Below are 14,055 nucleotides of genomic sequence, written 5' to 3' on the forward strand. Positions count from 1 at the left end.
GCGCCTGCGGCGCTGGTCTTTCAAGATGACTTCAACAGTGTCCGTATGCCTAGTCGTACTCACAGTCCTACTCCTATCTTTAAAGATAAGCGATAGGACGGGTCCGGGGATTTGGGGGGCTATCTCACGAGGATGGATAGCGAGGGCAAGCGGTAGCAGAACAGTGGCGATACGCGATGACTTTTCCCCAACAACTAAGCGCACGCTCGCCGGTCGCGCCGGCTACGCCTGCTCGAATCCTGACTGCCGGCGTCTGACCGCTGGCGCAGCGCTTGGCGATGACGTCAAGTTCGTCAACGTCGGCATTGCTGCCCACATCAAGGCAGCGGCGCCGGGCGGTCCCCGCTATGACCCGCTGCAGTCGGCCGAGGAGCGGCAACACGCATCGAATGGCATCTGGCTGTGCTCGGCACACGCGAAGCAGATCGATGACGATCCTGTTCACTTCACGGTTGACAAACTCAAGGCCTGGAAAAAACAGGCGGAGGAAACATCGGCCCTCGCGATCCTCACCTTGCGGACGCCCTATGCGAGGGCGGCGAAACCCGAGACCGTATCGTCGGCCTTTGATTTTGCACAACGGCTCAGTCTCGCGTCACAAGACAACATCGAGTCGTTAACGCCACGACTGCGGGCTGCCGCAGTACGAGACCTTAACGCGTTTGTCGCTGCGCTTAAGTCTCCTGTTGATTCCATCGCGCTCGGACTGCGGCTAATCGAGAGCGAGCGTGTCACGTCGTTTGACGTTGCCGGACTCGCCGCCGCGATCGAAACATTCAACGAGATCGTTGTCGTTGCCCCGCCTGGCACGGGAAAGACGACAACGCTTATACAGGTCGTTCGCAGCATTGCGATCAACGAGAACCTTGTCGCGGCATTTATCCCGCTGAGCGAATGGTCTGCACAAGGGCATACGTTGCTGCAATCGATCGTTCGGCGGGCCGCTTTCGCCGGGGAGCGCGAAGAGCATTTGAAACTTCTCGCCGGCGAGGGCCGCTTGGTCCTTTGCATGGATGGATGGAACGAACTGGATACCTCGTCGCGAAAGCGGCTGCGTTCTGAGATCCAAGGCATGCAGCGCGACTACCCAAACCTCGGGATAGTGATGAGCACGCGCGTTCAGGCACTGGATGTGCCCATCTCAGGTCCGGTCGTTGAGATTGAGCCGCTGTCGGAAGCTCAACAAATGGCTATCGCGCGCGCTTACCGCGGCGAAGCCGGGGAGCGTTTGCTTGATCAGGCCTGGCGAACGAACGGGTTGCGTGATCTTGTGGCGATTCCGCTGTATCTAACGAAGCTTCTTACGGAAACGCCCGACGGGAACCTGCCGACAACGAAAGAGGAAGTGCTACGCCTCTTCGTCGCTGAGATTGACCGCAACGCCGCCGCGCGCGAGGTCTTGAGCAGCGTCGCAGCGGGGTTTCATAGAGAGATGTTGGCAGCCATAGCCATAGAAGCGACCGTGGCGGGCAGCGTCACCGTATCGGAGCGTCGCGCCAGAAGCGTGATAAGCGATGTAGCGAGCCGGCTTGTCCGCGAAGGCCAGATGGCGGCGCCACAACCGGACGCTGTCCTGGCCGCTCTTGTCGGTCACCACCTGCTGGTCCGCACCGCAAGCGGTGTCGAATTCCAGCACCAACAGTTTCAAGAGTGGTTCGCCTCGCATGAGGTCGAGGTGCTGATGCGGGCCGCTGCAGGGGCCAATGCCGAGGCCCGCCAGCGCATGCGAACCGACGTCCTCAATGTGTACGCGTGGGAAGAGGCGGTGCTATTTGCATGTGAGCGGGCTTCGCGCGGAGACGCTGAAGCTGTGTTGGGCGCCGCGACCCTCGTTCTCGAAGCGCTCACCATTGACCCGATGCTCGCTGCTGCAGCGATCTATCGAGGCTCGGACGCGTTGTGGAAAGTCGTCAAGGATCCCGTGGTCGAGTTTGCCGACCACTGGCACACGCACAACGAAATGGACCGCGCAGTCCGGTTCATGATAAGGACCGGCCGCCCCGAGTTCGCGGACATTCTGTGGTCATTTATAGCGAACCCTGACGATCAGGTGTATCTGGAGGCGATGCGCGCCGGCGGTCGCTTCCGACCTTCTGTCCTGGGAAGCGACATAGCCGGCCGAATCTCCCAACTGCCACCTAAGCATCGGTCGCACCTTCTATCCGAGCTAGTGATGTACGGCGGTATTGAAGGCATCGAGATCGCCACAAACATCGCTTTGTCCGACGATGACACCGACGTGAAGACCAGTGTCGCGGAATCGCTGCACTTCCGACAGGCAATTCACCAGATGCAGCGCCTGGTGACGGCGGCGCCGCGTGAAGTTTGGCAGGCGCTCGCGCGGAATGGATACCCGGAGGATTCGCTACCGCCCAGGCTTGTGGAGCGTCTGCGCCAGGAAGCCGCTCAGTTGGAACAGGAAGAGCAAAGCTCAGCGCGGAAACTGCGCGCGCTGCTGCGCCGGGGAGACAATCGGCAAGCCGTCGCGGCGGCAATCAAGCCCTTGATTGAGACGGGCGACTTCAGCGATAGGGAAGAACGCGCCTGGAGTGCGATCGAAGAAGCCGACCGGCTCTACCCCGAGGAAGTCAGGGCTGCGCTTCTTGGCCGGCTGGAACGGCGACTGCCATTCCCCTTCCGTACCGAGGAACTGCTCCGCAGAAGCGATGTCGTCATCGACGACGGGCCTATCGCCGAACTCGCCCTAGAGGCCGGTATCGATCGGCAACTCTCAAACGCTGCGGCGAGGCTTCTCGGCCCCGCCACGACCGGCAAGCTCATCGACGCGCTGCCTGGAATGCGCGAACGGCTCAAGCAGTCACCGCCGGGGATCACGTACGATGAATACCATCGCGTTCAGGGTCTGATCGCGTTGACGCCGGTGGAGTCCTTCATATCTGCCGTGCTGGCACGCGCTGCAACTTCAGATCCGACGAGCATCAGACACTTTGCCGAACTCATCGCACAGCACGGCGAGAATGGGGATCGTGGCTGCTTGTGCCTCAATGGCGTCTCTCGCGACGCATTGATTGCAAGCATCCGAAATTGGGTCGACGAGCTGCTCGCGGATGAAGGCTCACCGCGGAGCATCCTCGGCGAAGTTGCGCGAGCTATCGAGAGACTGGCCGCTCCGGAACTGGCTGAGCCGCTTGCGCGCATGCTGGCCCGCGACCTGAGGCAATGGCGCCAGCAGCGCGAAGAAAGTGCCGCAGCAAGGGCGCGCCGCAAGCATGATCCCGCGTCCGAAGCCTCTCACTCATGGGCATTGCAGTATGCACGCGCGTTTGTCGCGATCGGTGGCGATCAATCGATCGCGACATTGCAGTCCTATCTCATGGATACCGGCCATGGCGGATTCGGGGTCAACGCCGCAGAGGCGCTATGCGCGATTGGGCAGCGACAGCTGGGGAAAACGGACGACCTACCCTTCAGAGGTTCGCCAGCGTTCTCCAATATTCGGGCTCGACGGGCTGAGCGGCAGGACTCGTCGGGTCCGGCGACCTCGCCAATCGCAGAAGCCATCTTTGGCGCCGTGGACAAACTATTGGGCAATGCCGCAGACGACGAAGCTCAGGTTCACGCGCTGCAGCTTGCGGCTATCGCCTTGGGCCTACCTTACGGTGACAAGAGCGCCACGATAGACCAGCTAAAGCGACTGCCGCAGCCATACAGCAAGAAGCTCCGGTTCTTCACAGCCCTTGTCAACGCGGGCGAATTGATCGAAGCCCACTTGATCATTTCAAGCATTGAAGCACTGCTCGAAGACGCGAAGACCAAACCCTGGCTCCTGGAGCAGAACCAAGGCGCAATAGATCGCTGGCTATTGCTGATGCCGTTCACCAGCCGGCCAGAAGCGACACTTGAAGTACTCGCGTGCCTGCAACCCCACATCCGGCTGCCATGGCGTCTTCGGCAATTGCTGTCGGCTTTGGGCTTCGCCCCGTCCGACACAGCTGAGCAAGTCCTGCTGGGACTGGCAAAGGAGGACTCGCGATTCCTGTCTGAGTATGGCTGGTTCGCAGCTTTGGAGAAGAGGGGCACGCTGTCGTCGCTCCGCATGCTGCTCGACCTGATATGTGATGGCGAAGTGAGGGGCGGGGAGGGCCGGCCGGACACCTGGATGTTTGGCCGAAGGTTTGCTGCCGGCATGCAGTCCCATCCTGCGTTCCGTGCCGACGTGTATGCACGGTTGGCATCCGGCGTTGCGCCACCGGCGATGGCGATACTCGAATGCGCAGTCGCGGAAACGCCCGACGAGGCCGGCGTGATGCTCCTTATCGGTAGCCATGCCGCGACGGGAAGAACATTCTGCGGCACGCTCGATTCCGCAATCGAGAACCTTGTGGTCGAGCGGCGGCCGCTATCCGACTGGGCTAGCGCATACGAACAGATAAGCACACCCGCGCCTTCACTGCGAAAGCGCCTGTTTGAACTATCGCGCACCGCGACCGGAATCGAATCCCGTCTTGCGGCAGCGTGCCTTGTCCGTATCGATGAACTTCGAGACATGTATGGCGTAGCTTCGGGTGAGCCACGCCACCCCGACATTGAAACCGGCGCGCCCTGGCCGGCACTGCCAGTACAACGCCTGGCTCCCGAGACAGCACAGTGAAACACTGCTGGCAGGCATCGTAGACACCTACTCTAGGTGAGTGCCGTCACTGGTCGCCCTTCAAACGATCGGTAAGAGACCTGCGGGCGCAACTGCGCACTACACAAAAGGCTACCGCTCGTAGCGCGCCCGTCCAATTGGAAGCGGGCGCGTCATCGCGCTCGGGTCGAACGCCTGCCTTCAATGCCGAACTGAACCGCCCCGGGATTTGAGGAGGCTCTTTTCTCTGAGAGGATTGAGCCATGAACAAGAAGTCGAACAAGTTCTCACCCGAAGTGCGCGAGCGCGCCGTGCGCATGGTGCAGGAGCACCGGGGCGAGTACCCCTCGCTGTGGGCGGCCATTGAATCGATCGCGGCCAAGATCGGCTGCGTGCCCCAGACCCTCAACGAATGGGTCAAACGCACCGAGATCGACTCGGGTGCGCGCGAGGGCATCACCACCAGCGAGCTGCAGCGCCTGAAGGAACTCGAGCGCGAGAACAAGGAGCTGCGCAAGGCCAACGAGATCCTGAAGCTGGCCAGCGCGTTTTTCGCCCAGGCGGAGCTCGACCGCCGTCTGAAGTCCTGAAGGGCTTCATCGATCAGCATCGACAGGCCTACGGGGTCGAGTCGATCTGCAAGGTGTTGCAGATCGCCCCGTCTGGCTATTGGCGTCACGCCGCTGCGCAACGCAACCCGGCCCTGCGATGTCAGCGCGCCCAACGCGACAGCGCATTGACACCGCACGTCGAGCGCGTGTGGCACGCCAATATGCAGGTCTACGGCGCCGACAAGGTCTGGAAGCAGATGAACCGCGAGGGTATCGTGGTGGCGCGCTGCACGGTCGAACGGCTCATGCGCCGCCTGGGCCTGCAGGGCGTGCGCCGGGGCAAGGTGGTGCGCACCACCATCAGCGATGCCAAGGCGCCGTGCCCGCTGGACCGGGTCAATCGCGTCTTCAAGGCCGATCGGCCCAACCTGCTCTGGGTCTCGGACTTCACCTACGTCAGCACCTGGCAGGGCTGGCTGTATGTGGCCTTCGTGATCGACGTGTACGCGCGGCGCATCGTGGGCTGGCGCGTGAGCAACACGATGCGCACGGACTTTGTTCTGGATGCCTTGGAACAAGCGCTCTATGACCGGCAGCCCGAGCGCGACGGCAGCCTGGTTTGTCACTCCGACAGGGGGGTCGCAATACGTCAGCATCCGCTACACGGAGCGACTGGCCGAGGCGGGCATCGAACCCTCAGTGGGCAGCAAGGGCGACAGCTACGACAACGCCCTGGCCGAGACCATCAACGGGCTGTACAAGGCCGAGTTGATTCACCGCAGGGCACCCTGGAAGACCAGGGAATCGGTGGAGTTGGCCACCCTGCAATGGGTGTCCTGGTTCAACCACCAAAGATTGCTCGAGCCCATCGGCTACATCCCGCCGGCAGAGGCTGAGGCAAACTACTGGCGGCATCTCGCCAATCAGGTCTCCATGGCGGAGGCCTGACTTAAACCAACCGGCCTCCACGAAAGCCGGGGCGGTTCAAACGCCTCAAGGCAAAGCGACAGGCATTGGGACTAAGTCAAGCACAGATGGCCGTGCTTCTCGGGATCTCCTCACTGAGTCTGTGGAAGTAGGAGTCTGGCCAGGTGACTCCGCGAGCCTCAAAGCTCGTGCGTTACTTCGAGGTCATGGCGATGGGCAAACGGGAAGCTGCCAGGCAGCTCAAGACGACATAGCGAGCTTCTTACAGGGTGATGTGCTCCCGGTCGCTCAAGTGGGGACACTGAAAACTGGGGCACCCTCATGAGCAAGTCTGCTCGGCGCCGATGGGTCAGGTGCGTCGCAATGCGAGGCTTAGGGTCGTTCGCCAACGACAGACAAAGAGTGATCTGAGATATTCGCCCTCGGCACGAGCCCGGCAGCTTCCGATCCGAAAGAGTCGGACCCAAGCTTGATATGGGAGGGGCGAGTTCACCGTTGCCCAACCGGGCCTTTAACGATTAGGTGGCTCCGATCGTCGTTAAGGCCTCAAGCAGGTTGCTGACGATCGATGTAATCGAATCTATGGCGGGCAGAGAAGCTAGCAGTGGAGCCAAGATCGCACGTTTTGGCTTTCCGGACACAATCTGCGACTCCACCTCATCAACCACCTCCATAGCTGAGGCCCGTTGCTCCTCTGAGAGAGGCGCCCTTTGAACCTCGGCTCGCAAATCACGAATGTAGTTTATTACCGTACTGCTAATCACCACCGAATTGACCGAGTTGTCGACCGACTGGAGATTTACTCGCGCGTTGTTACCGTTGATTTGGTATGTGATCTGTGTAGGCTGGTATGCAGTCCCGCCCCCGGTGCTGCCCATGGACGTTAGCTCTTCCGGTTGCTCCACGGCCATCACGTGGTCCTTGTAATCGCGGGCGAATGGGATTAGCAACTGCCGCGTCAGACTGTGCAGTTCATCGGTGAGATTGCGCCCTACTGTGTAGTAGGTGTGCGCGAAGCTCAATAAACCTCGTGGTTCACGTGCAAACTTCTGAATCAGTAACCACTGTAGACCAAGCACCTCATCCGCACCCTCAGGCCATGCGAGACGGGCCGAACCCATCATGCTCCCTTGTGATCGGGAACTGACCTCCAAGAACTCGTCAACGTCGAGCTCTGCTGTCAGCTTTTGGTTCAGATGTTGTAGCGATGAATCCGCAAGGAGTCGGGCGAAGGTCAGGAAGTGCTGCTCGAAGGTCTGCGACGTTGCCGCCTGCATATCGAATAAAGCGTTGTTGATGCGCTTGAACAGAACATCTCTACTCCCCATCTGACGCTCCTCCTTTAAGACGTGCTTCGGCTGCCTTTTCAAGCACAGCGGTTCTGAAGGACTGCTTCATTTGAACCATCAGCGGGCCGATGATCGAGTTGTTGGCATATATTCCCAGTCGCTCGTCGACCAATCGCTCAGATTCAGCGATTGCCGCCTCAACGCTTCCTGGATCCTCTGGATTGAAGGACAAGGTGCCGAGCTCACCATTGACAGACTCAAGTGCTCTCTGCGCCTCGGACAAAGTTCTCTGCAGATCGCCTAGGCCTTTCAAAAAAGACATGCCCAATCCCTCATAAATTGTCCGTCTTGACGCTCAGCAGCATGAGACAGAGAAAAGCACACAAAGGCGACGAGTGTAAGGGGGTTGTTTGCTCCCACTCTCGCTCGTGCCTCGCGCAAAGCCATTGTCCTGTGCTGCTTTCCTAGCCCCCCATCGCCTGTGACTGTATCGACACGCTTAGCCGGAACAATGGCCAGTACATGAAAAATCCCACGCCTCGCTATATCAGCGCTGTTGCACGTAACCTTGCAGAGTTACAGCGAGCTATTCACAACCGCGATGCCATGCTGGCCATTGAGGCGGAACGCGCACAAGGCTACCCGCTACTTCGGCTCGCATACCTTGCGCTCTTCAATGACTATATGGCACATGCCATGAAAGTCTTCGAGAATGGTCCACGCGTTGCGTCGTTCTGGTACCTCTATCGAATCGACCAGGGCCTTGCAGACAGTTTCATGCGCAAGTCCGCCATTGACGTCGCAGTGCTCTTGGACATATCAGCAAGGCTGAAGATCGTTCGGGACACCACACACTTTCACATCGATGCAGATTCTGTAAGGGACACGAAGCGAATCTGGCAAGGGGCAGGAATCAAAGGATCCGTACTCTCCAAAGCGATTGACGACGCGTGGAAGGTAGCGCGTCACTTGCAGGAGCAAAGTGGCCTGCCGTCCATTGAATTGTTACCCGAAATGACCAAACTGAATCTGCGCAAGCAGGTGCAACGGCTGAAGTACGGTGACGTAGCCTAGAAATGCGTCAAACGTCTGCAGCTTGAGTCGGGAGGCATCCGCTCTTGGGCGGAAAGAGCTGCTAAGGCCTTGAGTACAGTGACCGACGCGCTGCACAGCAGTTCTTCGCCTTACGACTCTGCCTCGCGTTTGGCACACAAAAGTCGCGACAGGGCAGATGCCTGCATCCGCGTTGCTGGATCACGCGAAATGTCGCGGGCCTAGAGGCAATGGTCGTTCTTCAGGTCTGAACAGCAGCATCTCCCCACCACAGGGCCAAAGATGGGCCAGATGTGGGCCACAGCCATCAGCGTAGCAACTCGAAGACCATTGCCTCAACTACAGCCTTAGCCCGGGAGCGAAGCGCTTCCGGGCTAAGGCAGGTGCTGGGCTTCGTGCTTGACTCACGCTTGGATGCGCGTAAGTCGTTGATTTGGCGCGGCTGGCGGGGATCGAACCCACGACCCTCGGCTTCGGAGGCCGATACTCTATCCACTGAGCTACAGCCGCGTGGCTGGAAAAGACCAATACTCGTTCTACTGCGCGGTTCCCGAATGACGACAGCCTTCGGAGGCCGATACTCTATCCACTGAGCTACAGCCGCAGTAGTCAGCATTGTACCGCCTGTCCCGGGGGGCGGAAGGCGGGCGTTGTGACGCGCCAGAAAGAAAAAGTCCCGCGTTTCCGCGGGACTTCAATCAGTGAATGGCCTTCGTTCCGTCCCCAGCAGCTGGCCCGGGGCATAGCGGAAAGGCAAGGAAGAAGGCATCAAGGAACGTCAGGACGCCCTCCATTTGGCCTGCGCAAGGCGCTACATAGATGTCCTCCCAGTTGGCCAACTGGAACCACTCGATGACGTGGAGTAGTCGAGGAACGGCTTCTTCCACCGATCCAGCTTCCACAATCACAAGCAGGTCCAGCGACTCCTTGTCGACCGCACAGAACAACCGCCTCGCAGCGGCGACTGTCTCCGGGCCTTGTGAGCTCTCCTTCACCGGCGCTGCCCCGTAGCGAATCCGAGGTTCGACAGCAGCACCCGGTGCGGTGGAACCGCGGCGACGGTCACGTACTTCACTGCCACGTCGGCTCGTGTGGATGGAACCTGCGCCGCGTTCATCATGGCACGCACGATATTCGGATACTCCTGGGCCACGCGTCCTTCGTGCTCCGGTGGCAGCTGGCCGCACAGCGCCTGCAGGGGCAGGACCTCGTGCGGCCGCAGCTGACTCCACCAGAGCACGGCTTCCGAAGTGTCGTCCCCGCCGAGGCTGTAGGCAAGGCGGCACCTCGTGAGGTCCTTCACGAATGCAATCGCCCCTTCGTCATACAGCGGCACCAGGAAGCGGTGTTGGAACGCGCCAAGTTGGTTCGTGAACACCGCGTAGTTCGCCCCTTCCGGAGAGCTGAACGCGCTGATGCGCTCCATGGCCCTGTCCAGAAGCTTCGAGGACCGCAGCAGCTCGAATAGGTCTCGAGTGACATCCCCGCAGAGAGTCCATGGAGCGCCGATGGCGCGGCGCTCCGCCTCTGCGCGGTCTCGTATCGCATCGCCGACTTCCTCCGGTGACATGAGCCGGCCGTAGTAGACGCCCGGCGCCACCCGGGTGCTGTTGACTCGCGCAGCTCCGATGTTGGTCTCTTCCTTCATCTCAATGTGTCCTATCAGTTGCAGTGCCAAAGCGGCACGACTCGTATAGGCACCGTGATCCAGGTGGGAGGATGGGCGCACGCCAGGATCCGAATTGCTCGTTGCTATACGAGGTGCCAAGGCAAGAAATCAAGAGGAAACATGAACAGTGAATTGAGTGAGCTCCTGGAGCTCCTTGTGGACATCGCGGCTGCGGCAATCAACGACAACGCAAACATGGGAGACAAGAAGACATGCGCACAGCAGCCATATACGCGCGCTATTCAACAGAGGACCAACGACCTACGTCCATCGAAGACCAGGTTCGCCAATGCCGCGAACTCGCGGCCGCGAAAGGCTTCGCGGTAGACGACAGATGGGTGTTCGCGGACAGCGCCATCACGGGTGCATCCAAGGGAAGCAGCAAGCGCGCAGCCTTCCTGAATCTGTTGGACGCCGTCGAGGCGCACGAGGTCGATGTCATGTTCGTGGATGAGGTTTCGCGTGTCGCACGCAATCATCTGGACGGCGCGAAAATCATCGACTTGGTGGAGAGGACGGGCCTACGGGTGGTCACCGGAGACCACATCGACTCTGAGGACAAGAACTGGACCTTGATGTGGTCGTTCAAACTGATGTCCGCCGTTCAGCAGAACCAGAGTACGGCGGCGGAAGTCGTTCGGGCCATGGTCGGTCAGCTTGAGCGAGGCTTCCAAATCGCCCAGGCCCCGTTCGGATATGTCGCCGAGCGCGTGAGTGGTGACGATCCGCGGCAGCGCGGAACGCTCTGGAAAGTGGACGAGGCTACCGCTCCGGTGGTGGTGCAGATGTACTCCTGGCGCTATGAGGGCATGTCACTCCTGGCCATCGCCAAGAAGTTGAACGAGGCGGGCATGCCGTGCCCAGGGCATCGCCGTATGAAGAAGGGGCCTACCTACTGGCGCCCGGCAACGGTCGCGCGTGTGTTGGCGAACCCTGTGTACAAGGGAGTCTTCATGTGGCGGGGTTCTGCGTTCACGAAGGCAAAGGCCAGGAAACGTCGACAGGTCGTGGAGTCGAAGGCTTACGACAGGCCGAATCTGCGGCTGGTGACACCCGAGGTATGGGCCGCGTGCAATCCCTCGGCAGGCAAAGAGAAGGTCCGCGGTGGCGGGCGTCACGCCCTCTCCGGCGTTGTCCGGTGTGGCTATTGCAACGCCCGGCTCTCCATCGGGGGCAGCGGGACTACCGGCTACCACGCATCGTGTCCTCAGTGCGAGCAGGCCCACAGGGTCAACAACGCAACCCACTTCATCGGATACACGTCACTCACGGCTGTGAAGCTCGCACTGAGGTGGGGCTTGGAACAGGTGTTCACTGGAGAGCTGCTCGCGGAATTCCGGGACCGCCTGCGGTCACGGCTCACGGAAGGGCCCGCCAATGAGGAAGCGGCATTGCAGGCGCGTCTGAAGGAGCTCGACGCCGGCCTCGCGCGCATTCAGCGTCTGTTGCTGGACCCGCAGACACCGGAGGAGTGGCTGAGGAACAAGCTGGCAGAAATCAGCGCGGAAATGGATGAGAAGACGCGCAAGTTGCAGGCCATCAAGGACCGGATGAACCAGGTCACGAAGGAGGTCGTGGAACTGCAGGCCGGCATCGAACCGCTGCCGCTACTGGACAAACTGATGGATGGCGAGCCTGCTGCCTACAAGGTTCGCATGGTTCTTCAGCGTCTCGTCGCGCGCTTTCAATTGGTGGCGCGAAAGTGCAAGGGGCATAGCGTCTTCGAGCTCGAGTTTCAGCCGGGCGTATTCGTGGCGGAGCAGAGCGATTCGGTTGTCATCGACACGACTCGCGTCGCCTTCAGGATTGACGTAGTGACCACCGCCAGGCGCCCAGTCACCTGGGACGTCAAGGGAGTGCGAATCTAAACCCCGCTTGATGATTCAGGGGGCCATCGGAAGATGGCCCCTTTTTTCTCTTGAGCGTCCCTTACCGATCCAGCATGGATGATCACCACGGGGCATTCGTCTCCTTATGGTCCCCGAAGGAAACAAAAATCCTGTCGGACGAGTCTCGGGATCGAGTCTCGGGATCGAGTCTACCTCTCCGCACCCTTGCTGCAGCCGACTGAAGTAGGTTCACTTCATTGCATGGAGGAGTCCATCCGGTCCATCATCATCTGCATCATGGACTCCATCATCTGCATGCGCATCTCCATCATCTGCTGCACCTCCGGGCTTCCCGGCGGATGTCGGGTTGCCAGCCGAACCAGCCCTGGAACGCACCCAGGTTGTCCAGCGCCTTGTAGACCATCGACAGGCCGGTGACGGCGTCGATCAGGTAGCTGCTGACGGCGACGCCCGTCCACACACCTAGGAGCATGGTGGTGGAGTGGCCGATGGCGAACAGGCTGACGTACACAGCGACGTGCTGCAGAGCGATACTGGAACAAGACGACGCTGACGCTAGGAGCTGGTTCGCGCGTCAACACACTTGGCCCTCACGGCCATAGCGCGAGCAGCTCCAGAGCCTGGCAAGACCCTTGACCGCGCTGTTTCCGGCATGGCCCCTGGGGCGCGGCGCAGTCCTTGGTTCCTGATCGCCGGCTCGCGGAGTCCTTGGAAGTTGTCTTCATTTCTACCGGCGTTGTCGCCCCCGTCTAGATGGGCGACAGGACCCAGCTTCTCGCGATGGAGTTAGCCGCCAAGTTTCGACGGCCGATCCCAACATCCTCGGCATCCTGATTGCCACGCTTGCCGACCACGCGCTTGCCGTCGCTGGGGGCTGGGCGGCACAGGCTCTTGGTCCGGACATTCTCCTCTGTCTGACAGGGGCGTCCTTCCTGGTCGTGGCAACCTGGATGTTGGTGCCCGACACGATCGATTCCTAGCCGAAATGGGTGACAAGACCCAGATCGCCATGGTCGCCCTGTGTCGGCACTTCTTCTGAGCGGGCGCGCTGGCGCCGGCCGGGTCCCTTGGGTCAATGTGTCAGGTAGATCCGGAGGCCGGTGCGGAGCAGATCCTGCCACTTTGCCCTGAAGCTGGATGGGGGGGCAGGGGACGTCCCCATAGGAGCAGAAGACGCAGCAGTCGCCAGTTCTTGGCCGCAGCACCATGTGGCAATGCTCGCACTCGTAGAACCACCCGCACGCGTCCGTAGGCATGGTCTCGGACTTCGCGTGCCCGCACGCCGGGCAAGTTAGCGTCGAGGTCAGGATGAGGGTTGTCATGGGTGAATCCAATTGTGCCGGTGCAGCCCGCCCGTTCTGACCGACGGGACGGCTGAAGCCGTCGGCATCACATCTGCGACTCGCGGTGCCTATAAGAACTCCCCATAACCAATACTAGGAGTTTCCTGTGACTGCTCCTTCCGGTGAAGCCGAACCTACTCTCCCACTCCCGCCCGAAAACGAATCCGGCTGTCGGCCGGAGATAGCTGTGCACGGTGGCCTCACCGGCAAACTGCCCGCGCGAGCGGATGCCGGGAGGGAACACTGTGGCCTGCACGAGCGTCTGAACTGCTACACGTGCGCTGCCGTCGATGAGGCGGAAAGGAAGCGGAGGAACTGCCAATGAAGAACGCCGCGGTGTATGCCCGAACGGCGCAGGCCTGCCCCGCCGCCATTCAGCAGCAGTTCGAAAGGTGCTCGCTTGCCGCCCAGCACCTCGGACTGGAGCCAGATGCCAGGAACCGGTTTCAGGATGATGGGGTGGGTGGAAGATGTTTGCCCGTGGGGAGGCCAGGCTACCGCAGCCTGGAAGATTTGCTTGCTGCGGGGATGTGCGACGTTGTCCTCGTGGACAACGCGTCCCGCCTCTCACGATCCAGCACACATCTCGGTGCTCTGCTGGAGACGTTCAGACGGCGTGGGATTCGGGTCTTTGAAGCGGAGACGGGAAGCGAGTTGTCCTTGTTGACGTACTGGGGAAAGACGCCTGCACTCGGCGCCTGCGCGATTCCGCCCAAGGACGCCGATAGCCGCAGGCGAAGTCCCCACCGGTAAGCCGGAGGCCGCTGCACGGCCTCCGGAAC

General features: G+C 60.6%; 8 protein-coding genes, 1 tRNA gene, 2 pseudogenes and 1 other annotated feature. Of the genes and pseudogenes, 5 read left to right on the plus strand and 6 right to left on the minus strand.

Annotated elements, in window-relative coordinates; genetic code table 11:
* Positions 1–163: 163 nt before the first annotated feature.
* On the plus strand, positions 164–4,612 hold the full coding sequence (locus M3149_RS03325) for an NACHT domain-containing protein (protein WP_251707925.1): 4,449 nt from the start codon (positions 164–166) through the stop codon (positions 4,610–4,612).
* A 242-nt stretch (positions 4,613–4,854) separates the two neighbouring features.
* Positions 4,855–6,090, plus strand: a pseudogene (locus tag M3149_RS03330) (IS3 family transposase).
* Positions 5,136–5,252, plus strand: a sequence feature (AL1L pseudoknot). Its footprint overlaps the pseudogene before it by 117 nt.
* Before the next feature lie 497 nt (positions 6,091–6,587).
* Here the strand turns inward: M3149_RS03330 and M3149_RS03335 are convergent.
* Together M3149_RS03335 and M3149_RS03340 are read right to left on the minus strand one after the other, a co-directional pair.
* Entirely contained in the window at positions 6,588–7,397 is an 810-nt protein-coding gene (locus M3149_RS03335) for a hypothetical protein (RefSeq protein WP_251707926.1), read from the minus strand.
* Positions 7,387–7,680 (minus strand): hypothetical protein, encoded by a 294-nt coding sequence (locus M3149_RS03340; RefSeq protein WP_251707927.1) that lies wholly within the window; start codon positions 7,678–7,680, stop codon positions 7,387–7,389. Before M3149_RS03340 ends, M3149_RS03335 begins: the two co-directional genes overlap by 11 nt.
* Positions 7,681–7,880: 200 nt before the next feature.
* Here M3149_RS03340 and M3149_RS03345 point away from each other — a divergent pair, with 200 nt between their 5' ends.
* Positions 7,881–8,432 (plus strand): hypothetical protein, encoded by a 552-nt coding sequence (locus M3149_RS03345; RefSeq protein ID WP_251707928.1) that lies wholly within the window; start codon positions 7,881–7,883, stop codon positions 8,430–8,432.
* Between the two features lie 413 nt (positions 8,433–8,845).
* Here the strand turns inward: M3149_RS03345 and M3149_RS03350 are convergent.
* A tRNA-Arg gene (locus M3149_RS03350) sits at positions 8,846–8,921 on the minus strand.
* A 481-nt stretch (positions 8,922–9,402) separates the two neighbouring features.
* Positions 9,403–10,059, minus strand: a complete 657-nt coding sequence (locus tag M3149_RS03355; protein WP_251707929.1) for a hypothetical protein — start codon at positions 10,057–10,059, stop codon at positions 9,403–9,405.
* A gap of 233 nt (positions 10,060–10,292) precedes the next feature.
* Here M3149_RS03355 and M3149_RS03360 point away from each other — a divergent pair, with 233 nt between their 5' ends.
* Positions 10,293–11,948 (plus strand): recombinase family protein, encoded by a 1,656-nt coding sequence (locus M3149_RS03360; protein WP_251707930.1) that lies wholly within the window; start codon positions 10,293–10,295, stop codon positions 11,946–11,948.
* 289 nt (positions 11,949–12,237) lie between these two features.
* Here M3149_RS03360 and M3149_RS03365 read toward each other — a convergent pair whose 3' ends face one another.
* Both M3149_RS03365 and M3149_RS03375 read right to left on the minus strand, forming a co-directional pair.
* Positions 12,238–12,441, minus strand: a complete 204-nt coding sequence (locus M3149_RS03365; RefSeq protein ID WP_435370726.1) for a HupE/UreJ family protein — start codon at positions 12,439–12,441, stop codon at positions 12,238–12,240.
* Positions 12,442–13,051: 610 nt separating this feature from the next.
* Positions 13,052–13,252 (minus strand): annotated as a pseudogene (locus tag M3149_RS03375) (GDCCVxC domain-containing (seleno)protein); the annotation flags it as partial.
* Between the two features lie 342 nt (positions 13,253–13,594).
* On the opposite strand from M3149_RS03375, the gene M3149_RS23135 reads away from it, so the two are divergent.
* A complete protein-coding gene (locus M3149_RS23135) occupies positions 13,595–14,026 on the plus strand; it encodes a recombinase family protein (RefSeq protein ID WP_353056793.1) in 432 nt (143 codons plus the stop codon).
* Positions 14,027–14,055 lie beyond the last annotated feature (29 nt).

This window comes from Hydrogenophaga intermedia (assembly GCF_023715105.1).
GTDB classification, from domain to species: domain Bacteria; phylum Pseudomonadota; class Gammaproteobacteria; order Burkholderiales; family Burkholderiaceae_C; genus Hydrogenophaga; species Hydrogenophaga intermedia_A.

Coding starts and splice junctions, on each gene's coding strand:
- M3149_RS03335 (WP_251707926.1), bottom strand. CDS start 7,397: ATGGGGAGTAGAGATGTTCTGTTCAAGCGCATCAACAACGCTTTATTC.
- M3149_RS03340 (WP_251707927.1), bottom strand. CDS start 7,680: ATGTCTTTTTTGAAAGGCCTAGGCGATCTGCAGAGAACTTTGTCCGAG.
- M3149_RS03345 (WP_251707928.1), top strand. CDS start 7,881: ATGAAAAATCCCACGCCTCGCTATATCAGCGCTGTTGCACGTAACCTT.
- M3149_RS03355 (WP_251707929.1), bottom strand. CDS start 10,059: ATGAAGGAAGAGACCAACATCGGAGCTGCGCGAGTCAACAGCACCCGG.
- M3149_RS03360 (WP_251707930.1), top strand. CDS start 10,293: ATGCGCACAGCAGCCATATACGCGCGCTATTCAACAGAGGACCAACGA.
- M3149_RS23135 (WP_353056793.1), top strand. CDS start 13,595: ATGAAGAACGCCGCGGTGTATGCCCGAACGGCGCAGGCCTGCCCCGCC.